Origin of the sequence: Pseudomonas sp. 5Ae-yellow (genome assembly GCF_014077575.1) — a bacterium.
Classification (GTDB): Bacteria; Pseudomonadota; Gammaproteobacteria; order Pseudomonadales; family Pseudomonadaceae; genus Halopseudomonas; species Halopseudomonas neustonica.
On sequence record NZ_JACGWE010000110.1, the window covers coordinates 1 to 1,339 of the forward strand.

Sequence of the window (1,339 nt, forward strand, 5' to 3'; positions counted from 1 at the left end):
GATACAGATAAACTTTCTTCACCTTGGCGCCAGGCCGCATCATGATTTAAACCTCCGGAAGGAATCAGGGAGGCCAGCATGGCGATGTGGGCGTGGCGGTTCCAGGTGAGGTTTATGGATCGCTTACTGAATTTAAGGATGAAGCGGTCCGTCAAGTGCTGGAGCGGGGTTATACAATCGCCGAAGTGTCGCAGCGACTGGGAGTCTCGGCTCATAGCCTATACAAGTTGTACGGCCCCGTTAGCTCAAGTATTGAAAAACTCCGCCCAGAGCGTACTGAAAAATATTCAGGTCGTATAAGCGAACGGCTGCTTTTGGCCGATAGCTGCCGATAACATGCCGTCTAGCGTAAGATATCGATTACGGTAAAGCAGTGGCTGAGAGTGAGGCGAACTTCCCATGAGCGAATCAGTACGGGCGATTGTGAGATGCCAAGATTCCGGCGATGACACCGGGGATCTTATTGTCGAGCTCCCGCCAAACGTGCTTGCAGGAATGGGCGTCGGTCCCGGTGATTCACTAACTCTCGAATTGATTGACGGCGTGATAGTCCTCACTCCAATCAGGCATGCTGAAACCAAATCCTGAGACAGCTGTTGACCGCCGAGAGTAGCTCCTCCCCACGGGGTGCAGGCGGCCATTAGCCGACAATGCCAAAGCGATAGCCATCTCGAAGATGGACCGTCGTGGTGATGAGGCGCGGATTGGTAGACCACTACATTCTCGGCGCTGGAGGGTCTAGAGCAAGTGCGCTCAGCCTTTGACGCGGAGTCCGGCTGCAGCTGAGATTCTTCTGTAGTATGCATCTGCATCACCTGTCAGGTGTGGCTCCTTCACGATAGAGCGAAAAGGAAAGCAGGTATGAATACGCTCGATTATGCTCAGGTACTCAAGCAGGTCATCCGGGAGGTCGTCGCTGCCGGTGAGTTGTTAGTGGCTGAATGGCAGCGACCTTCAGGTCCTCGTGGCTCCGGGGATAAAGCAGATGTAGATGTGGAAATCGAAAGCTTGCTTCGCCCCGGCTTGATAGAAATTCTGAATTGCGACTTTTGGGGGGAGGAGACTGGGTCTCAGCTTAACGGTGCGGAGCACTGTTGGGTGGTCGACCCGAACGATGGAACGGCCGATTTTCTAAGCGGATATAAAGGTTCGTCGGTTTCCGTAGGTCTGCTTTTCAAGAGCAAACCGGTTCTAGGAGTGGTGTATGCACCCGTGTAGTGGTCTACTAATCCCGGACACCGAAATGGGTGGTAAATTTACCGCCATAGCTGAGGTGTTCCATGACAAGACAACGTCGTACGTTTTCAACTGAGTTCAAGCACGATGCCGCGTTGCTGGT

The 1,339-nt window shown here is 53.2% G+C and carries 2 pseudogenes; both read left to right on the top strand.

Annotation, left to right across the window (positions count from 1 at the left end):
- Nucleotides 1–92: 92 nt before the first annotated feature.
- Nucleotides 93–227: pseudogene (locus tag H4J77_RS19830) on the top strand (transposase); the annotation flags it as partial.
- A gap of 634 nt (nt 228–861) precedes the next feature.
- Nucleotides 862–1,215 (top strand): annotated as a pseudogene (locus H4J77_RS19470) (inositol monophosphatase family protein); the annotation flags it as partial.
- Between the last annotated feature and the right edge of the window lie 124 nt (nt 1,216–1,339).